Raw genomic sequence first — 18,953 nt, forward strand, 5'->3', positions numbered from 1 at the left:
GTGGCGGATGCGCGGGACGGGGCGGAGCAGCGGTACCGGGCCGCCGAGTTGGGGCCGGACGAGCCGGCCGTCCGGTTGGCGCCGCGGCTGGCCCGGTTCGCCGCGGTGGCCCGGCTGGAGCACGTGACCCAGGCGGCGGCGCTGCTCGGGGTGCCGCAGCCGACGTTGTCCCGCGCGGTGGCCCGGCTGGAGCGGGAGTTGGGGGTGGAGCTGCTGGCCCGGCAGGGTCGGACGGTCCGGTTGACCAGGGCGGGCCGGCTGTTGCTGGCCTCGGTGGAGCGGGCCCTGGCGGAGTTGGAGCGGGGCGCGGAGGCGGTCCGGGCGGAGGCGGATCCGACGGCCGGCCGGGTGGCCTTCGGGTTCCTGCACACGATGGGCCCGGACGCCGTCCCGGCACTGTTGCGCGGCTTCCGGGCGGCGCACCCGCAGGTGCGGTTCCAGCTGGTGCAGGACTACGGCACGGCGATGCTGGAGCGGTTGCGGGCGGGCGAGTTGGACCTGTGCCTGGTCGCGCCGCTGCCGGACGATCCGGCCTTCACCGCCCGCCCGCTGGACGAGCAGCGGCTGCACCTGGTGGTGCCGGCGGACCACCGGCTGGCCGGGCGGCGGCGGATCCGGCTGGCGGAGGTGGCCGAGGAGCCGTTCGTCGGGCTGGAGCAGGGGTACGGGCTGCGGATGATCACCGACGGCTTCTGCGCGCAGGCCGGGTTCGTGCCGCGGCTGGCCTTCGAGGGGGAGGAGACCGAGACCCTGCGCGGGCTGGTGGCGGCCGGGCTGGGGGTGGCGCTGCTGCCGCCGGCCCTGGTGCCGCGGCCCGGGGTGGTGGAGCTGGAGGTGACGGCGCCGCGGACCCGGCGGGCGATCGGCCTGGCCTGGGCGGCGGGGCGGCCGCTGACACCGCCGGTGGCGGCGTTCCGGGACTTCGTGCTGTCCCGGCGGGGGCGGCTGCTGCACCACGACTGAACGTCGGACGGCCTTTGGCGGATCCTATGGACCGGGCGGTGGAATTCCCGGTCGGGTTTGGACCATTCGGTGGTGCGCACGGTGGTGGGTCTACGCGCGTAGGGGCTATATTTCCGCAATGGAGAAGCAGATCCCCGTCACCACCGCGGGCACCGGCCCGCGCATTCCCACCGCCGACCAGATCCGCCGCGCGCCGAAGGTCCTGCTGCACGACCACCTCGACGGCGGGCTGCGCCCGGAGACCATCGTCGAGCTCGCCGCCGCCACCGGCTACGAGGGCCTCCCCACCACCGACCCGAAGGAACTCGGCGAGTGGTTCCGCGAGGCCGCCGACTCCGGCTCGCTGGTCCGCTACCTGGAGACCTTCGCCCACACCTGCGCCGTCATGCAGACCCGTGCGGCCCTGATCAAGGTCGCCGCCGACTGCGCCGAGGACCTGGCCGCCGACGGCGTCGTGTACGCCGAGGTCCGCTACGCCCCCGAGCAGCACCTGGAGGGCGGCCTGAGCCTGGACGAGGTCGTCGAGGCGGTGCAGGAGGGCTTCCGCCTCGGCGAGGCCAACGCCCGCGCGGCCGGCCACCGGATCCGGATCGGCACCCTGATCACCGCGATGCGGCACGCCGCCCGCTCGCAGGAGATCGCCGAGCTCGCCAACCGCCACCGGGACGCCGGCGTCGTCGGCTTCGACATCGCGGGTGCCGAGGCCGGCTACCCCCCCACCCGCCACCAGGCCGCCTTCGACTACCTCAAGGGCGAGAACAACCACTTCACCATCCACGCGGGCGAGGCCTTCGGCCTGCCGTCGATCTGGGAGGCCCTGCAGTGCTGCGGCGCCGACCGGCTCGGCCACGGCGTGCGGATCGTGGACGACATCACGGTGCGCGAGGACGGCGGCGTCGAGCTCGGCCGGCTGGCCGCGTACGTGCGCGACAAGCGCATCCCGCTGGAGATGTGCCCGACCTCCAACCTCCAGACGGCGGCCGCCACTTCGTACGCCGAGCACCCGATCGGGCTGCTCAGCCGGCTGAAGTTCCGGGTCACCGTGAACACCGACAACCGGCTGATGAGCGGTACCAGCATGAGCCAGGAGTTCGGGCACCTGGTGGAGGCCTTCGGCTACACCCTGGGCGACATGGAGTGGTTCACGGTGAACGCGATGAAGTCCGCGTTCCTGCCCTTCGACGAGCGGCTGGCGATGATCAGCGACGTGATCAAGCCGGGCTACGCCGAGCTCAAGGCGGAGTGGCTGTTCAGCGGGGGTGTCGGCGCCAACTGAAGCGCCGGGTCGAACCGGGTCGGATGAACGCCTCTTCCTGCCAAGGGAGTTGGTGTTCATCCGACTAGTCACTCGGGTGAGTGAACGCCCTTTGGTTCTCGCGCGACCCGGTCACTACGGTGTGCCAGTCATTGCTGACCGGCCGTGGCGACGGTCGCCCGTTCGCCGAACCGTGCCGATGTCGGCCACCGACGAGGATCCAAGGGGACCAACCATGAAGCAGGCTCTCAAGGCCGCCGGTACCGCGGCGCTCGGCATCGCCATCGCGGCGGTCGGCGCCGGCACCGCCTCCGCGGCGCCCGGTCAGGCGGCCGGCGGCCTCGGGCTGCCCACCGGCGCGGTCACGAACCCCGCGGTGACCGGTGCGGTCACCGACACCGCGGCCAAGCTGCCCGGCGGCGACAAGGTGGCCGGCACCCTCGGCACCCTGACCCCGTCCGCCGGTCAGCCCGCCGCCGCCCCGGCCGCCGAGGCCGCGCCCGCCGCCCCGGTCGCCGGCGTCACCCAGCAGCGCGCCGCCCTCCCGGGCGTCCCCGGCCTGGACAAGACCCCGATCGGCGGCCTGACCGGCGCTCTGCCGGGCCTGGGCGGCTGATCCAGCCCCCGGCACCACGACGGGCCGCCCGGACGGCCTCACGGCTCCTGGGGGAGCAGTACCCAGAGCGCGAGGTAGACCAGGAACTGCGGGCCGGGCAGCAGACAGGAGAGCAGGAAGATCAGGCGGACGGTCCACGGGGTCAGTCCGAAGCGCTCGGCGATCCCGGCGCAGACGCCGGCGATGACGCGGTTGTGGCGGGGACGGGCGAGGCGCGCGCTCATCTGAACTCCTAGGGCTGGCGGCCCGGGCCGGTCGCTCCGGCGGGCGTACTTCCATACTCGGCCGCCGTCGGCCCGAAAACCTCCGCCCGCCAGGCGATTCCCGCACCGGGTGGCTCACCGGCAAGGCGTAGGCCGGGTCGGGGTCCGGCTCAGGGTCACCCTGAGGACGAAGGTCCCACCGAACGTCCCGCCGAACGTCCCACCGGAGTTTCCGGGAGGGTGAAAACCCGGTCGCGGAACGGTCGGCGGAGGGGGATATGATTCCGCGGTCGTTGATGGTGGGGGGCATTCCAGCGGCGCCGGAACGGCCTTGTTCGGCCTGGCCTCAACAGGCCCCTCACGCCTGCGATTTCGCACTCTTCCCGGGTCACGCCCGAATTCTTCCGTGAGGTTCCCTTGCGCACTCAGCCCCGCAGACTGCTCGCCGTGGCCGCCGCTGCCGCGCTGGTCTCCGGCCTCGCCCTGAGCTCCGCCCCGGCCGCCCTCGCGGCCCCGACGGTCGGCCCGACCACCGGTCCGACCACTGGCCCGACCGCCGGCTCGACCGCCGCCGTTCCGCAGGGCCAGGCCGTCACGATCACCACCAGCGGCATGCCGACCACGGTCAAGGCGGGCACCTCGGTCGAACTCTCCTCGACCCTCAGGAACACCACCGACCACCGGGTGGACGTGATGACCGGATTCGTCGTCTCGACGGTCCGTGGCAGCGGCCCCGGGCCGAGCCAGCTCAAGCTGGAGTTCCAGCGCCCCGGTGACACCCGGTGGCAGGACGCCAAGGCGCTGGGGACGGATGCCGGCGGCCAGTGGGACCTGGACCCGTTCGCCACCGAGCTGCACCTGGCGGCCGGTGCCGAGTTCACCTACCGGCTCCGGCTGACCTTCGCCGCCGACGCCGCCCCCGGCCCGGCCGGCGCCGCGCTCCGCGCGGTGATCTCGGACCCGACCCTGCCGCCGGAGCAGCGCGGCGCCCCGGCCTGGGGCAACACCCCGAACTTCACCGTCGAGAGCGGCACCCCGACCACCCCGGCCCCGGTCGGGCTCCCGGAGGTGCGGATCGAGGGCCTGCCCGCCTCCTTCACGGCCGGCGGCGAGGCGAAGCCCTTCACGGTGGTCCTCGGCAACCACACCGGCACCGACCTCCGGGTCGTCCCGGCGATCGTGTTCCAGGGCGAGGGCATGCTCCGCGCGGACATGGTCAGGCTGGAGTTCCAGACCCAGGCGGGGGTGTGGATCGCCGGTACGCCCGAGTGGCACGACCTCCCCGGCACCCAGCTGGGCGTGGAGCTGCGCAGCGGTGCCAAGGACGCCGACGTCATCGCCCTGCCGAACGGCGGGACCCACACGGTCAACCTGCGGCTCGCCTGGACCAAGGACGCCCCGGCGGCGGCCGAGTCGGTGGTCGCCAACGGCTACAGCCTGGCCGGCCCGGGCGGGACCGAGCGCGGGACCTCCAGCCCCCGGGCCGACTTCCGGATCGAGGCCGCCACGGGTTCCACCGGCACCCCGGCTCCGACCGCCTCCGCCGCCGTCCCGGCCCCGGTCGCCACCGACCCCGCCGTCCCGGCCGCCCAGGTCACCACCGGCACGCCGGGCCCGGCCACCGCCGCGCAGGCCGCCGTCACCGCTCAGGCCGTCGCGGCCCCGGCCGACCCGGCCCCCACCCGGCTGGCCTCCACCGGCGGCGGTCCCTCCGCCGCGCCGATGGCGATCACCGGCGCCACCGCGATCGCCCTCGGTCTCGGCACCCTGGTGGTGGCCCGCCGCCGCAACCGTGCCCGGGGCAGCGGGAACTGACCTTCCGTGCGAGGGGCCCGGTGCGACGGAACGGCGACGGCGGCAGCCGCCCGGGCCGTGGGCGCACGGGCTCCGGCGACGATCGACAGCCGGTGACACCGGAACGGTGACGGACGAGGTGGGACATGACCGACCACGAGGTGCTGCGGGTCTTCTGCGGGCCCGACGGGCGACACGGGAACGAACTGGGCGTGGTGCGGGACGGTGCCGCCCTGCCGGACCGGGCCGACCGGCAGGCGTTCGCGCGGGAACTGGGCTTCAGCGAGACGGTGTTCGTCGACGACCCGGAGCGCGGGGAGATCGACATCTACGCCCCGAGCGTGCGCCTGCCCTTCGCCGGCCATCCGTGCGTGGGCGCCGCCTGGCTGCTCGGGGTGGAGCGGCTGGTCACCGCGGCCGGGGTGGTGGCGGTGCGGCGGGACGGCGGGCTGACCCGGATCACGGCCCGGCCGGAGTGGGCCCCGCCCCGGACGCTGCGGCAGTACGGTTCGCCGGCCGAGGTGGACGGGCTGGCGGTGCCGCCGCCGGGGGAGTGGGTGTACGCCTGGGCCTGGCAGGACGAGGCGGCCGGCACCGTCCGGGCGCGGGCCTTCCCCGGGCGCGGGGACGGGATCGACGAGGACGAGGCGACCGGCGCGGCCGCCCTGCTGCTGGCCGCCCGGCTCGGTCGGGCGCTGACCGTCACCCAGGGGCGGGGTTCGCAGCTGCTGGCGGGCCCGCGCCCGGGTGGACTGGTGGAGGTCGGCGGCCGGGTGGTCCGGGTCGCGGGTCAGCCCGCGGGCGGGGTCGGCTCCGCGTAGGCGCGCGGTCGGGCCGCGGGCACGACCGTCCTCGTCGGGGTGACGGTGGCGGCCACCGGCGGGCCGGTCAGTACGACCGCCCGGGGCGCCCGCGGCTTCGGGCGGTGGTCCCGCAGCAGGCGGCGCAGGCCGGGGACGAGGGCGAGGTGGGCGGCCATCACGCCGAGCACGGCGAACAGTATGTGGTCGACGTTGAGCACGTGCCCGGGCGTCCAGGAGGAGAGGAACTCCAGGCCGGTCGCCAGGAGGGCGGAGACGCCGGTGGTGCGCAGGAAGGACGGCAGCCAGGGGGCCCGGATCCGGCCGCCGGCCAGCGGGAGCAGCACGCCGAGCGGGGCGAGCAGCAGGAGCTCGCCGACCACCTGCCAGCCGGTGGAGGAGCGGAGCGAGGCCAGCGGCGTCAGGTTGGCGTCGTACACCCAGGCGACCGGCAGGGGTCTGAGCACCAGCCAGAGCGCCAGGGTCAGGTGGAGGGCCAGGCCCGCCAGTCCCGCCAGTCGGAAGGGACGGTGGACGCCCGCCGCCGGCCTGGTCTCGGTCCGTGCGCCGGAACGCTCGTCGCGTGTCCTGGTGCCATCTCGCTGCACGGGGGGAAGGACGTGGGCCGGTGGCGCGGCGGTTCCACCTCGGGCGTGAACATTCCGGGACGCGCCCCCGTTTCCGCCGGGCCGGGCCGGGACCTGCCCCGGCCTACCCGACGGCTACCGGCACGCCGAGGTGGTCGGCACCGCGCCGAACACGTTGTCCGGCGGCGGCGAGCCGGGCGTCAGCGGGGTGGGCGAGGGGCTGGCGCCCGTCTTGGCCGTGCCGCGGCTCGGGGTGACGGTCGGGGCCGGGGCGGGCGGGGTGGCCAGCGCGGTCGGTGGGTGGGGGGTGTTCGGGCAGGCCGTCCGGCTGGCGGGCGCACCGGCGTCGACGGGTACCGCGGTCGGCCGGATGCCGCAGCCGGTGGCCAGGGCGAGCAGGAGCAGCGCGCCGGCGGCCCGGCGCAGGGTGGTGCGGTCGGTACGGGTGGGGGAGGTCACGTGGCGTCCTTGAGCTCGGCGCCGCCGGCGGGGCCGCTGTCGGTCCCGCCCGCGGACGGCGGCGGCGGTTGGGTCAGCGGCAGGGTCAGGGTGAACACCGCGCCGACCTCCCCGTTCGCCGCCGTGATCGTTCCCCCGTGGATCTGGGCGTTGGCCATCGCGATGGACAGTCCCAGCCCGCTGCCCTCGGAACGGGCCCGTCCGCGGTCGGCCTTGTAGAAGCGGTCGAAGACGTGTGGCAGCACGTCCTCGGGGATGCCGGGGCCGCTGTCGGACACCTCGACGACGACCGAGTCGTCGGTCTGCCGGACCTTGACCCGCACCGGCGAGCCGCCGTGCTTGAGCGCGTTGCCGATCAGATTGGCGAAGACGACGTCGAGCCGGCGCGGGTCGACCACGGCCAGGATGCCGCGCGGGGCGTCCAGTTCGACCGCGTCGTACCAGGCCCGGCCGTCGATGCAGGACATGATCAGGTCGGCGACGTCCACCTCGTCGGCGACCAGCCGGGCGGTGCCGGCGTCGAAGCGGGTGACCTCCATCAGGTTCTCCACCAAGTCGGACAGTCGCCGGGTCTCGCTGACCACCAGCCGGACGGCGGGCTCGATCATCGGGTCCAGCGACTCGGCCTCGTCCTCCAGGATGTCGGTCACCGCGGTCATCGCGGTGAGCGGGGTGCGCAGTTCGTGCGACATGTCGGCGACGAACCGGCGGCTCTGCGCCTCGCGCGCGCTCAGCTCCTCGACCTGTTCGTGCAGCGACTCCGCGGCCCGGTTGAACGTCCGCGCCAGGTCGGCGAGTTCGTCGGAGCCGTCGACCTCCAGCCGGGTGTCCAGGTGTCCCTCGCCGAGCCGCTTGGCGGCCTCGCCGAGCCGTTTGACCGGCCGCAGCACGGTCGACGAGGCGGCCTGGGCGAGCAGCGCCGAGCCGATCAGCGCCAGCAGGGTCGCGATGGCCAGCGACCAGCCCAGCGTGTTGAGGTCGGCCCGCTCGTTCTCCAGCGACTTGAACATGTACGCCGTCGGCCCGTTCGGCACCACCTTGGTGCCGCCGATGACGAACGGGCGGCCCGACAGGTTCTGCCGCTGCCAGTACAGGTGGTACGGGTACGGGTTGCTCTCGCTGACCTCGCGCGGCTTGGCGACGGTGGTCCGCAGCGTCGCCGGGACGTCGGCCAGGGTGAACTTCGTCGGGTCGGAGGAGGCCGGGCACTCGGGGTGCGCCGAGTCGACCACGACCACGTCGTAACTCAGTCCGGAGCTGGCCACGTTGGAGGCCAGCGTGGCCAGGTCCGGGCAACTGGCGTTCAGCGGCAGGTCGGAGACGTTGCGGCTGAGCGAGACCCGGAAGTCGTTCAGCGCGGTGTCCTGGGCGCGCTTGAGCACCGCGTCGCGGTTGAGCCAGTACGCGATGCCGGAGGCCGAGACGGCGGCGAGCAGCGCGACGGCCGCGAACACCGCGATCAGCCGCACCCGCAGTGAGCGCAGCCGTCGCCACGGGCCGGACGAGAACCGCCGGGCGGTCTGCTGATGGTCAGTCACAAGAGCCTGTCGTCGTACGGGAGTTCAGGGCGAGAGTTCAGAGTGGAAGGGGCGGGAGTTCGAGGCGGGAGCTCGGGAGAGGAGTGGGCTCAGGCGGGCGGGTCCAGCCGGTAGCCGACCCCGCGCACGGTGCGGATCAGGGTCGGCGCGGACGGCACGTCCTCGACCTTGGCCCGCAGCCGCTGCACACAGGCGTCCACCAGGCGCGAGTCGCCGAGGTAGTCGTGCTCCCAGACCAGCCGCAGCAGCTGCTGGCGGGAGAGCGCCTGGCCGGGGCGGCGGCTGAGCTCCAGCAGCAGCCGCAGCTCGGTCGGGGTGAGCTGGAGGTCCTGGCCGTCCTTGGTGACGGTCATCGCGGCCCGGTCGATCACCACGCTGCCGTACGCGGAGGAGTCCGAGCTCTCCCGCTCGCCGCGCCGCAGCACGGCCCGGATCCGGGCGTCCAGCACCCGCGGTTGGACCGGCTTCACCACGTAGTCGTCCGCCCCGGACTCCAGACCCACCACCACGTCGATGTCGTCGGAGCGCGCGGTGAGCAGGATGATCGGCAGCTGGTCGGTGCGCCGGATCCGACGGCACACCTCGAAGCCGTCGATCCCGGGCAGCATCACGTCCAGCACGATCAGGTCGGGCCGCTGCTCCTTGAAGAGCCTCAGACCGTCCTCACCGGAGGCGGCGGTGGCCACGCGGTGGCCCTGGCGGGTGAGGGCGAGTTCGAGGCCGGTCCGGATGGCGTCGTCGTCCTCGATCAGTAGGAGGAAAGGCACGGCCCCATTTTGGCCCACCGGAAGCGTCGATTCACCCCCCGGACCGGTCACCGCCCGTATGGGAACCGGAAGGGCGGCCACCGGCGTCCGGAACGGAGGGAGGCGGAACGGGACGAAGGGCCCGCCCCTGTGACACCCCTGTGACAGTCGGCGGACAGCGCCATCACAACCGGCGGGCAGGATTTTCCATGTCGCCGCAGGACAGCGGGCCGCAAGGGCCGGCTGGAGGGCGGCAACAGGAACCGCTCGTACCGAACCAAGGGGGCGCACGATGAACGCCATGCTTCAGACCCGGACCAACCCGGCTGTCCGCACCGCGCGTTCGTCAGCGACCACCCACCGGACCCGGTACGAGATCAGGACCGACGAGAACTCCGGTGCCGTGACCGTACGGGGGTGCGCGCACAGCACCGGTGGAAACCCTGCCGCACGCCGGGTGAGCGGCGGCGGCAGGACTGGGGAGCTGTACGGGATCGGCCGACTGGGGAGTGCGGCCGATTCCGGCACCACCCTCACGCTGCGGGGGATCCTCCCCGTCCGCGTCGAGGGCAAGGACGCCCGGGGGGGCGACCTGGGGAAGAACGGTCTGCGGACGGTCGGCTCGGGGGAGTCGGCCGGCCGCGAGGCCGCCGGTGCGACGCTGCTGCGGCTGAACCCCGCAGCGGCCCGCACCACCGAGGCGGGACAGGGGGACGCGCAGGGGGAGCACCCGGCCGTCGCGGAGGACCACATCACGGAGTTCACCGCGTACGTGCGCGAGCGCCGCGCCTCCCTGTACGCCACGGCGTACCACCTCACCGGTGACCGCTACGAGGCCGAGGACCTGCTGCAGAGCGCGCTCTTCAGCACCTACCGGGCCTGGGGCCGGATCACCGACAAGGCCGCGGTCGGGGGCTACCTCCGCCGCACCATGACCAACCTGCACATCTCCGCCTGGCGGCGCCGCAAGGTCAACGAGTACCCGACCGAGGAGCTGCCGGAGACGGCCGGCGACACCGACGCGATGGGCGGCACCGAGCTGCGCACCGTGCTCTGGCAGGCGCTGGCGAAGCTGCCGGAGAACCAGCGGACCATGCTGGTGCTGCGGTACTACGAGGGCAAGACCGACCCGGAGATCGCCGACGTGCTGGGGATCAGCGTCGGCACGGTCAAGAGCAGCATCTGGCGCGCGCTGCGCCGGCTGCGCGACGACGAGCACCTGAACAAGTCGGGCGACACCGTCCGGGCGTTCGGCGAGCTGGTCGCGTAACGGGCCGGAGGCGAACGGCGGAGGGGAACGCCGGAGGGGAACAAGGACTCCCGTCGGGGGACGGGAAGCGGACGGTAGCGGTTCGGGGACACCGGCTCGGGGGAGCGGGGTCCGTGGGGAGCCGGGGCCGTTCGGCGAGGCGACGGCCCGGTGCGGGGGAGACGCACCGGGCCCGTCGTCGTTCCGGCGTTTCCAGGGGGTCGCGGCCCGGCCGCTCAGACCGCCGACAGCTCCCGCGTCCCGGCCGCCGCGCGGACCCGCCTCGCGGCCTCCGGCCCGGCGCACGGGTACGAGCCGAGCTCGACCTGCCGCCCGACGATGGCCCGCTCGGCCCGCATCAGCCGCAGCCCCCGGCGCAGCAGCACCGGCAGCGACTTGCGGCTCTCCCGGACGTCCCGGCGCAGTCGGCGCCAGGCCGTGGTGAGCGCGCCGTTGCGCAGGCACAGAGCGTCGCCGAGCAGGCCCTCGGCCGCGCACTCGGCGACGATCTCGGCGGCGAAGATGCCCTCGGCGATGAACGCGGTCGCGCCGTCCAGGGCCAGGGCGCGGGTGGAGACCCGGCCGTTGTCCGGGATCGAGTACACCGGCACCTCGGCCCGCCCGTGCTCGTACAGCGCGCGGATGGTGGCGACGGCCTGGTCGCGGTGCCAGGCGAGCGGGGAGTCCCAGTCCACGGCGCCGTCCGGCAGCCGGGGCAGGGTGGGGTCGTCCCCGTCCTTGTAGAAGTCGTCCAGCTGGAGCACCGGGAGTCCGCTGCGTTCCGCCAGCGAGGACTTCCCCGATCCGGAGGGCCCGGAGAGCAGGATCACCCGGGCGTGGGCTGTCGGCGCGGGATTCATGGGGGAGTCACTCACGGGACACCAGTCTGACGCATCGCGGCCGGTTGCCGAAACCGGTCGGCGGCCACCTTCTGCGCCGGGCCGGCCAGCCCGGGAAACCGACGGACCCGCACCAGGGGGGGAGAGGTGCGGGTCCGTCCAATGACCGTCCGGGCCCTGGGGGGGAGAGGGCACTGGGGACGGCCAGTCTGTGGAGTTGTGACGCGGTGGAGACGGGGTCAGATCCCCATCGGGTGCCAGACCGTCTTCGTCTCCAGGAACGAGAGTAGCCGGTCGGTACCGGGAGCATTGGTCCAGTCCTGGGCGAACGGGTCCAGCTCCGGACGCACCACCCGCTTCAGGGTATCGGCGGCGGCGGCCTCCAGGGCGGTCGCCGCGCCGGGACCGTCGGCGGCGATGGCACCGGTGAGGTCCACCGCGTTGACGTCCTGGTGCGAGGCCAGGGTGGGCGCGATGTCCGCGGTCCGGCCCGAGATGATGTTGACCACGCCGCCCGGGACGTCCGAGGTGGCGAGCACCTCGCCCAGCGACAGCGCGGGCAGCGGGGCGTCCGCGGCGGCCGCGACCACGACCGTGTTGCCGGTGGCGATCGCCGGGGCGATCACCGAGACCAGGCCGAGCAGCGAGTGCCCGTACCCGGCCTGCGGGGCGACGATCCCGACCACGCCGGTCGGCTCCGGGGTGGAGAGGTTGAAGTACGGCCCGGCGACCGGGTTGGCGCCGCCCGCGATCTGGGCGACCTTGTCCGTCCAGCCCGCGTACCAGACCCAGCGGTCGATCGCGGCGTCCACCAGCGCGGCGGCCTTCTTCGGGCCGATGCCCTCGGAGAGCGACACCTCGGCGGCGAACTGCTCGCGCCGGCCCTGCAGCATCTCGGCCACCCGGTACAGCACCTGGCCGCGGTTGTACGCGGTGGTGCCGGCCCAGCCCTTGACCGCCGCGCGGGCGGCCAGGACGGCGTCGCGGGTGTCCTTGCGGGTGCCCAGCGGGGCGTTGGCGAGCCACTCGCCCTTTGCGTCCGTCACCTCGTACACCCGCCCGCTCTCGGAGCGCGGGAACTTCCCGCCGACGTACAGCTTGTAGGTCTTGAGGACGTCAAGACGCGTTGCGACATCAGACATCGAGGTAGGCCTCCAGACCGTGGCGGCCACCCTCGCGGCCGTAACCCGACTCCTTGAAGCCGCCGAACGGCGAGGTCGGGTCGAACTTGTTGAAGGTGTTGGCCCAGACCACGCCGGCCTTGAGCCTGTTGGCCATCCAGAGGATGCGCGAGCCCTTCTCCGTCCAGATGCCGGCGGAGAGGCCGTACGGGGTGTTGTTGGCCTTCTGGACCGCCTCGTCGGGGGTACGGAAGGTCAGCACCGACAGCACCGGGCCGAAGATCTCCTCCTGGGCGATCCGGTGGGCCTGGCTGACGCCGGTGAACAGGGTCGGCTTGAACCAGAAGCCGGTGCCCGGGAGTTCGCACTCCGGCGACCAGCGCTCGGCGCCCTCGGCCTCGCCGGCCGCGGTCAGCTCGGTGATCCGGGCCAGCTGGGCGGCCGAGTTGATCGCGCCGATGTCGGTGTTCTTGTCCAGCGGGTCGCCGACCCGCAGGGTGGCCATCCGGCGCTTCAGGGCGTCCAGCACCTCGTCCTGGACCGACTCCTGGACCAGCAGGCGGGAACCGGCGCAGCAGACGTGGCCCTGGTTGAAGAAGATGCCGTTGACGATGCCCTCGACCGCCTGGTCGATCGGCGCGTCGTCGAAGACGATGTTGGCGGCCTTGCCGCCCAGCTCCAGCGACAGCTTCTTGCGGCTGCCGGCGACCTGCTTGGCGATCGCCCGGCCGACCGGGGTGGAGCCGGTGAAGGCGACCTTGTTGACGTCCGGGTGCGCGGTCAGCGCGGCGCCGGTGCGGCCGTCGCCGGTGACGATGTTGACGACGCCCTTGGGCAGACCGGCCTGGCGGCAGATCTCGGCGAAGCGCAGGGCGGTCAGCGGGGTGGTCTCGGCGGGCTTCAGGACGACCGTGTTGCCGGTCGCCAGCGCGGGCGCGATCTTCCACGCCAGCATCATCAGCGGGAAGTTCCACGGGATGACCTGGCCGGCCACGCCCAGCGGGCGCGGGTTGGCGCCGAAGCCCGCGTAGTCGAGCTTGTCCGCCCAGCCCGCGTAGTAGAAGAACCACGCGGCGACGGTCGGGATGTCGAAGTCGCGGGTCTCGCGGATCGGCTTGCCGTTGTCGATCGACTCCAGCACGGCCAGCTCGCGGGCGCGCTCCTGGATGATCCGGGCGATCCGGAACAGGTACTTGGCGCGCTCGCTGCCGGGCAGCGCCGACCAGTCGCCGAAGGCCTTGCGGGCGGCGGCGACGGCGCGGTCCACGTCCTCGTCGGTGCCCCGGGCGAACTCGGCGAGCACCTGCTCGGTGGCCGGGTTGACCGTCTTCAGGGCCTCGCTGCCGGAGGAGTCGACGAACTCGCCGCCGATGAAGTGGCCGTAGGAGGTGGCGATGTCGCCGGCGGCGGCCGGGGACTCCGGGGCCGGGGCGTAGCTGAACAGACCGCCGGCCGGCTTGGCCGCGGGCTCCTCGATGTTCTTCTTCTTGGCCATGGTGATCAGTCCACCGTCACGTAGTCGGGGCCGGAGTAGCGGCCGGTGGCCAGCTTCTGGCGCTGCATCAGCAGGTCGTTGAGCAGGCTGGAGGCGCCGAAGCGGAACCAGTGCGGGGTCAGCCAGTCGTCGCCGAGCGTCTCGTTGACCATGACCAGGTACTTCATGGCGTCCTTGGTGGTCTTGATGCCACCGGCGGGCTTCACACCGACCTGGACGCCGGTGGCGGCGCGGAAGTCGCGGACCGCCTCCAGCATCAGCAGGGTGACCGGCGGGGTCGCGTTGACGGCGACCTTGCCGGTGGAGGTCTTGATGAAGTCGGCGCCGGCCAGCATCGCCAGCCAGGAGACCCGGCGGACGTTGTCGTAGGTCTTCAGCTCGCCGGTCTCGAAGATCACCTTGAGGTGGGCGTAGCTGCCGTCGGCGCGCTTGCACGCCTCCTTGACGGCGACGATCTCGTTGTAGACGTCGAAGTAGCGGCCGGAGAGGAAGGCGCCGCGGTCGATCACCATGTCGATCTCGTCGGCGCCCGCGGCCACCGCGTCGGCGGTGTCGGCGAGCTTGACCGGGAGGGCGGCGCGGCCGGCCGGGAAGGCGGTGGCGACCGAGGCGACCTGGATGTCGGTGCCGCGCAGGGCGTCCTTCGCGGTGGCGACCATGTCCGGGTAGACACAGATGGCGGCGACGCGCGGGGTGGTCGGGTCGGTCGGGTCGGGGGTCCTGCCCTTGGCGCACAGGGCGCGCACCTTGCCGACCGTGTCCGCGCCTTCCAGCGTGGTCAGGTCGATCATGGAGATCGCCAGGTCGATGGCATAGGCCTTCGCCGTGGTCTTGATCGAGCGGGTACCGAGGGTGGCGGCTCGCGCCTCAAGGCCGACCTGGTCGACGCCGGGCAGGCCGTGCAGGAAGCGGCGGAGGGAGGCCTCGGACGCCGCAACGTCCGCGAGGCCGCTGCCCGCAACGCCGGGGGCATTGGCTGCAACAGTGGACATAGTCACCAGAGCAGCATATCTACGCGCGTAGCCGACCGCTAGGGCGGCCACCTTTCGGCCACCATTCGTGGCCGGACCGAGACCTCGAAGGCCCCGCGCCCCGCGCCCCCGGCCGACCGGTCCCCGGCCCCGCGCCCCGGCCCGCCGCCCCGGGCGCCCGGGCCCGGCATTCGTGGCCGGACCGAGACCCGCTGGTGAGGGGTGCATGGGGCAGAATCGACGCCATGACCGAATCCGACGGCAAGCCCCACCCGGGCCAGGCCGCCCCCGGCGGGGAACCCGAGTACGCGGACCGCGTGTACCGCTCCGTCCCCGGCGTGATCTCCGGAGTGTTCCTGCTGGCCGTCGCCGCCTGGCTGATCGGCGACGCGGTGGTGACCGGCGACGGGAAGACCCCGTACGTCGCGCTCGCGGCGCTCCCGGTGTTCGCCCTCCCGGTGTTCGCCTACACGCTGCGCCCGGCGGTGTTCGCGAACCGCAGCCGCCTGGTCGTCCGCAACCCCTGGCGCACCATCACCGCCCCCTGGGCCTCGGTCGACGCGCTGCGCGCGGGCTACTCGGTCGAACTGCTCGCCGGCGAGAAGAAGTACCAGGTGTGGGCCGTTCCGGTGTCGCTGCGCCAGCGCAAGCGGGCCACCCGGGCGCAGAGCCGCGGCAACGCCGAGCACGCCTCCCGGACCGGCCTGGGGATGGGGCTCGCGGCCCGGACCAACCCGGTCGTCCAGGGCTCGCCCGACCCCACCCGCGCCTGGTCCGACCAGGTGACCGACGTGCTCACCGAGATGGCCGAGAGCAACGGGCGCCGTCCCGACGCGGCCGGCCCGCTGGTCGTCCGCTGGTGCTGGTGGGTGATCGCCCCGGCCCTGGCGGGCCTGGTCGCCCTGATCACGGTGATCGCGGTCTGACCCCGCACGCACGGAAGGGCCCGCCGGTCGGAACCGGCGGGCCCTTCTCCGTGCTCCGGGTCAGATGCCCGCGGCCTCGGCGAGGTCCTGCTTGATGGTCGCCAGCAGGGCGGCGGCGCGCTCCCGGGCGGCGGCCAGGTCGGCCGCGGCGGCGACCGGGAGGACGACCTCCAGGTAGCACTTCAGCTTGGGCTCGGTGCCGGAGGGGCGGACCACGATCCGGGCGGAGCGGACGTCGTCACCGGCCAGGTAGTAGCGCAGGCCGTCGGTGGGCGGCAGCTCGGCGGAGCCGGCCGCCAAGTCGTCCGCGCGGGCGACGGCCAGTCCGGCCAGCACCGTCGGCGGCTGCTCGCGCAGCCGGCGCATGGCGTCCGCGATCAGCGAGAGGTCCTGCACCCGGACGGACAGCTGGTCGGTGGCGTGCAGGCCGTGCTCCAGCGCCAGGTCGTCCAGCAGGTCGTTCAGCGTCCGGCCGGACTGCTTGAGGGTGGCGGCGAGCTCGGCGACCAGCAGGGCGGCGGTGATGCCGTCCTTGTCCCGGACGCCCTGCGGGTCGACGCAGTAGCCGAGCGCCTCCTCGTAGCCGTAGCGCAGGCCCTCGGCGCGGGAGATCCACTTGAAGCCGGTCAGCGTCTCGGCGTAGCCCAGGCCCGCGGCCTCGGCGATCCGGCCGAGCAGGGTGGCGGAGACGATGGTGGTGGCGAAGGTGCCCTCGGCCTTCTTGGCGACCAGCGCCGAGCCGAGCAGCGCGCCGACCTCGTCGCCGCGCAGCATCCGCCAGCCGGAGGTGCCGTTGCCGCTGCCCGCCGCGTTGGTGTGGACCGGGACGGCCACCGCGCAGCGGTCGGCGTCCGGGTCGTTGGCGATCACGATGTCGGGGCCGGCCTCGGCGGCGGTGCGGAAGGCGAGGTCCATCGCCCCCGGCTCCTCCGGGTTGGGGAAGGCCACGGTCGGGAAGTCCGGGTCGGGCTCGGCCTGCTCGGCGACCACGGTCGGCTCGGCGAAGCCGGCCCGGCGGAAGGCGGCGACCAGGGTGTCGCGGCCGACGCCGTGCATCGGGGTGTAGACCACGGCCAGCTCGCGCGGGCTGTGCGCGTCGACGATGGAGACGGCCCGGGTCAGGTAGGCCTCGATGACGTCCTCGCCGAGCACCTCCCAGCCCTCCGCGGCGCGCGGGACGTCGTCCAGCGAGCCGATCGCGTCGATCTCGGCGGCGATCCCGGCGTCGGCCGGCGGGACGATCTGCGAGCCGTCGCCCAGGTAGACCTTGTAGCCGTTGTCCTGCGGCGGGTTGTGGCTGGCGGTGACGGTCACTCCGGCGGCCGCGCCCAGGTGGCGGACGGCGAAGGCGAGCACCGGGGTCGGCAGCGGGCGGGGCAGCAGCGCGGCGCGCAGGCCGGCCCCGACCACCACGGCGGCGGTGTCCCGGGCGAAGTCGTAGGACTTGTGGCGGGCGTCGTAGCCGATCACGACCAGGTCGCCCAGGCCCTGCTTCTTCACGTACGCGACCAGGCCGGCGGCGGCCCGGATCACCACGGCGCGGTTCATCCGCATCGGGCCGGCGCCGAGCTCGCCGCGCAGGCCGGCCGTCCCGAACTGGAGGCGGTCGGCGAAGCGCTCGGCGAGTTCGGCCCAGGCGATCGTGCAGGGTTCGTCGGCCTCCGCGCCCTCGGCGCGGGCCAGCAGGGCGGCCAGCTCCTCGCGGGTCTGCGGGTCGGGGTCCTCGGCCAGCCAGGTCCGGGCCCGGGCGAGGAGGTCGGGGTTAAGTGCCTGCGTCATGTTGCCTGCTCCATCGGGGAGTGCGTCGGGGGTCGACCGGAGGGTTCCGCGCAAAGGTGAGAAGAGGTGTGCACATGCGGACGGGGCCCGCGGGAAGGCGTGATCAGCGGATCACGCGCCCGTGGGCCCCGTCGTTCATGATTCTGCGCCCGGCAGGGGTCAGATCCGCTCCAGGACCTTCGCCAGCAGCTCGCCCATGCGCTCGGCGGAGGCCTTGCCGGCCTCCAGCACCTCTTCGTGGTTGAGCGGCTCGCCGGTCATGCCGGCGGCCAGGTTGGTGACCAGGGAGATGCCGAGCACCTCGGCGCCGGCCTCGCGGGCGGCGATGGCCTCCAGGGTGGTGGACATGCCGACCAGCTCGCCACCGATCACCCGGGCCATGTTGACCTCGGCCGGGGTCTCGTAGTGCGGGCCGCGGAACTGGACGTAGACGGCCTCGTCCAGGCTCGGGTCGACCTCGTGGCACAGCGCGCGCAGGCGCTTGGAGTAGAGGTCGGTGAGGTCGACGAAGTTGGCGCCGACGATCGGGGAGTCCGCGGTCAGGTTGATGTGGTCGCTGATCAGGACCGGCTGACCCGGGGTCCAGCCCTGGCGCAGGCCGCCGCAGCCGTTGGTCAGGACGATGATGCCGCAGCCGGCCGCGGCGGCGGTGCGCACGCCGTGGACGACGGTGGCCACGCCGTGGCCCTCGTAGTAGTGGTTGCGGCCGAGGAAGATCAGGGCGCGCTTGTCGCCGATCTTCACCGAGCGGATCTTGCCGGCGTGGCCGGCCACGGCGGGGGCGGGGAAGCCCGGGAGCTCGGTGACCGGGAACTCGGCCACGGTCTCGCCCAGGGCGTCGGCGGCCGGCACCCAGCCGGAGCCCATCACCAGGGCGACGTCGTGCCGCTCGGCACCGGTCAGCTCGCGCAGGCGCTCGGCGGCGGCCTGGGCGGCGGCGTAGGGGTCGGCGGAGACGACCGACTGAGGAGAAGCGTTCACGGGTCAGAGGATAGACGGCTTTCGGCTACGCGCGTAGAAATTCCGCCGCGGCATGCCGGATCGTTACCCGGTTGACCTGAAAACACAGCTCGGAGGTGCTTTTGGGATGACCGGGTTGTCGATACGTACGGACATCGGGCCGGTCGGTCAGCAGGGCCGGCGGCGGAGGTCCAGTACGTAGTCGTGCGGGGCGCCGGCGCTCTCGGCGGCGTCGGCGATCAGGCCGAGGTAGCGGGCCGCGGGCAGGCCGCCCTCGTAGTCGTTGAGCACGTACGTCCAGACCGGGATGTCGCCGTCCAGGGTCTGCGCCCGCAGCTTGATCTTGCGGTAGATGCCGAGCTGGACGCCCTCCCAGCGGTCCAGGCCCTCCTCGTCCATCGGCGCGATGTCGTAGAGGGAGACGAACACCTGGTCCTTGCCGTCCTCGACGACGGTGGCCAGCGAGCCCTCCCAGCCGAGCTGTTCGCCGCCGAAGGTGAGCCGCCAGCCGTCCAGCCACCCCGTGCCGCGGAGCGGCGAGTGCGGGGCTCGGCGGGTCATCTGCCGGGCATCGAGGTTGGTGGCATACGCGGCGTAAAGGGGCATGGACGTCAGCGTAGCCCGGGTGGCGCACGGGACGGGGGCGAGTGGA

19 protein-coding genes are annotated in these 18,953 nt (G+C 73.6%); 7 read left to right on the top strand and 12 right to left on the bottom strand.

Annotated features, from left to right (window positions below):
- The 3 genes from ACIP4P_RS11470 to ACIP4P_RS11480 all read left to right on the top strand — a co-directional run bounded on the left by ACIP4P_RS11470 (window position 1) and on the right by ACIP4P_RS11480 (window position 2,834).
- Entirely contained in the window at window positions 1-963 is a 963-nt protein-coding gene (locus ACIP4P_RS11470) for a LysR family transcriptional regulator (RefSeq protein WP_400916951.1), read from the top strand.
- A gap of 118 nt (window positions 964-1,081) precedes the next feature.
- On the top strand, window positions 1,082-2,239 hold the full coding sequence (locus ACIP4P_RS11475) for an adenosine deaminase (RefSeq protein ID WP_350511233.1): 1,158 nt from the start codon (window positions 1,082-1,084) through the stop codon (window positions 2,237-2,239).
- 214 nt (window positions 2,240-2,453) lie between these two features.
- Window positions 2,454-2,834: an ATP-binding protein gene (locus ACIP4P_RS11480; RefSeq protein ID WP_400916953.1), complete on the top strand. Its 381-nt coding sequence runs from the start codon at window positions 2,454-2,456 to the stop codon at window positions 2,832-2,834.
- 38 nt (window positions 2,835-2,872) lie between these two features.
- On the opposite strand, the gene ACIP4P_RS11485 is transcribed toward ACIP4P_RS11480, so the two are convergent.
- Complete coding sequence (locus ACIP4P_RS11485; RefSeq protein ID WP_188308551.1) at window positions 2,873-3,058, bottom strand: PspC domain-containing protein; 186 nt, start codon at window positions 3,056-3,058, stop codon at window positions 2,873-2,875.
- A gap of 396 nt (window positions 3,059-3,454) precedes the next feature.
- Here ACIP4P_RS11485 and ACIP4P_RS11490 point away from each other — a divergent pair, with 396 nt between their 5' ends.
- Both ACIP4P_RS11490 and ACIP4P_RS11495 read left to right on the top strand, forming a co-directional pair.
- The gene (locus ACIP4P_RS11490; protein WP_400916954.1) at window positions 3,455-4,852 is read left to right on the top strand and encodes a hypothetical protein; all 1,398 of its coding nucleotides are present in this window, start codon (window positions 3,455-3,457) and stop codon (window positions 4,850-4,852) included.
- Window positions 4,853-4,977: 125 nt separating this feature from the next.
- A complete protein-coding gene (locus tag ACIP4P_RS11495; RefSeq protein ID WP_400916955.1) occupies window positions 4,978-5,652 on the top strand; it encodes a PhzF family phenazine biosynthesis protein in 675 nt (224 codons plus the stop codon).
- On the opposite strand, the gene ACIP4P_RS11500 is transcribed toward ACIP4P_RS11495, so the two are convergent.
- The 4 genes from ACIP4P_RS11500 to ACIP4P_RS11515 all read right to left on the bottom strand — a co-directional run bounded on the left by ACIP4P_RS11500 (window position 5,622) and on the right by ACIP4P_RS11515 (window position 8,982).
- Entirely contained in the window at window positions 5,622-6,239 is a 618-nt protein-coding gene (locus ACIP4P_RS11500; protein WP_400916957.1) for a VanZ family protein, read from the bottom strand. The two genes, ACIP4P_RS11495 and ACIP4P_RS11500, sit on opposite strands and share 31 nt — an antisense overlap.
- A gap of 114 nt (window positions 6,240-6,353) precedes the next feature.
- Window positions 6,354-6,677: a hypothetical protein gene (locus tag ACIP4P_RS11505; protein WP_400916959.1), complete on the bottom strand. Its 324-nt coding sequence runs from the start codon at window positions 6,675-6,677 to the stop codon at window positions 6,354-6,356.
- Window positions 6,674-8,215 carry an ATP-binding protein gene (locus ACIP4P_RS11510; protein WP_400916961.1) on the bottom strand — a complete coding sequence of 514 codons (1,542 nt, stop codon included), beginning with the start codon at window positions 8,213-8,215 and terminating at the stop codon, window positions 6,674-6,676. The genes ACIP4P_RS11505 and ACIP4P_RS11510 overlap by 4 nt, the downstream gene beginning before the upstream one ends.
- A gap of 89 nt (window positions 8,216-8,304) precedes the next feature.
- A complete protein-coding gene (locus ACIP4P_RS11515) occupies window positions 8,305-8,982 on the bottom strand; it encodes a response regulator transcription factor (protein ID WP_030257458.1) in 678 nt (225 codons plus the stop codon).
- Between the two features lie 280 nt (window positions 8,983-9,262).
- On the opposite strand from ACIP4P_RS11515, the gene ACIP4P_RS11520 reads away from it, so the two are divergent.
- Window positions 9,263-10,231, top strand: coding sequence for a SigE family RNA polymerase sigma factor (locus ACIP4P_RS11520; RefSeq protein ID WP_400917159.1), 969 nt, complete (start codon window positions 9,263-9,265; stop codon window positions 10,229-10,231).
- Window positions 10,232-10,446: 215 nt separating this feature from the next.
- Here ACIP4P_RS11520 and ACIP4P_RS11525 read toward each other — a convergent pair whose 3' ends face one another.
- The 4 genes from ACIP4P_RS11525 to deoC all read right to left on the bottom strand — a co-directional run bounded on the left by ACIP4P_RS11525 (window position 10,447) and on the right by deoC (window position 14,657).
- A complete protein-coding gene (locus ACIP4P_RS11525; RefSeq protein ID WP_400916963.1) occupies window positions 10,447-11,085 on the bottom strand; it encodes an ATP-binding protein in 639 nt (212 codons plus the stop codon).
- Between the two features lie 203 nt (window positions 11,086-11,288).
- Window positions 11,289-12,191: an aldehyde dehydrogenase family protein gene (locus ACIP4P_RS11530; protein WP_400916965.1), complete on the bottom strand. Its 903-nt coding sequence runs from the start codon at window positions 12,189-12,191 to the stop codon at window positions 11,289-11,291.
- Window positions 12,184-13,665, bottom strand: a complete 1,482-nt coding sequence (locus tag ACIP4P_RS11535) for an aldehyde dehydrogenase family protein (RefSeq protein WP_400916967.1) — start codon at window positions 13,663-13,665, stop codon at window positions 12,184-12,186. Before ACIP4P_RS11535 ends, ACIP4P_RS11530 begins: the two co-directional genes overlap by 8 nt.
- 5 nt (window positions 13,666-13,670) lie before the next feature.
- Entirely contained in the window at window positions 13,671-14,657 is a 987-nt protein-coding gene (gene deoC, locus ACIP4P_RS11540; protein ID WP_350511224.1) for a deoxyribose-phosphate aldolase, read from the bottom strand.
- Window positions 14,658-14,881: 224 nt separating this feature from the next.
- Between deoC and ACIP4P_RS11545 the strand changes: the two genes are divergently transcribed.
- Window positions 14,882-15,562, top strand: a complete 681-nt coding sequence (locus ACIP4P_RS11545; protein WP_400916970.1) for a PH domain-containing protein — start codon at window positions 14,882-14,884, stop codon at window positions 15,560-15,562.
- A gap of 60 nt (window positions 15,563-15,622) precedes the next feature.
- Here ACIP4P_RS11545 and ACIP4P_RS11550 read toward each other — a convergent pair whose 3' ends face one another.
- From ACIP4P_RS11550 to ACIP4P_RS11560, 3 genes are all read right to left on the bottom strand, one after another.
- Window positions 15,623-17,341 (bottom strand): phospho-sugar mutase, encoded by a 1,719-nt coding sequence (locus ACIP4P_RS11550; RefSeq protein ID WP_400916971.1) that lies wholly within the window; start codon window positions 17,339-17,341, stop codon window positions 15,623-15,625.
- 159 nt (window positions 17,342-17,500) lie between these two features.
- Window positions 17,501-18,322: a purine-nucleoside phosphorylase gene (locus ACIP4P_RS11555; protein ID WP_350511221.1), complete on the bottom strand. Its 822-nt coding sequence runs from the start codon at window positions 18,320-18,322 to the stop codon at window positions 17,501-17,503.
- A gap of 147 nt (window positions 18,323-18,469) precedes the next feature.
- The gene (locus ACIP4P_RS11560; RefSeq protein WP_400916973.1) at window positions 18,470-18,907 is read right to left on the bottom strand and encodes a gamma-glutamylcyclotransferase; all 438 of its coding nucleotides are present in this window, start codon (window positions 18,905-18,907) and stop codon (window positions 18,470-18,472) included.
- Between the last annotated feature and the right edge of the window lie 46 nt (window positions 18,908-18,953).

The organism is Kitasatospora sp. NPDC089509 (assembly GCF_044749365.1).
Taxonomy (GTDB): domain Bacteria; phylum Actinomycetota; class Actinomycetes; order Streptomycetales; family Streptomycetaceae; genus Kitasatospora.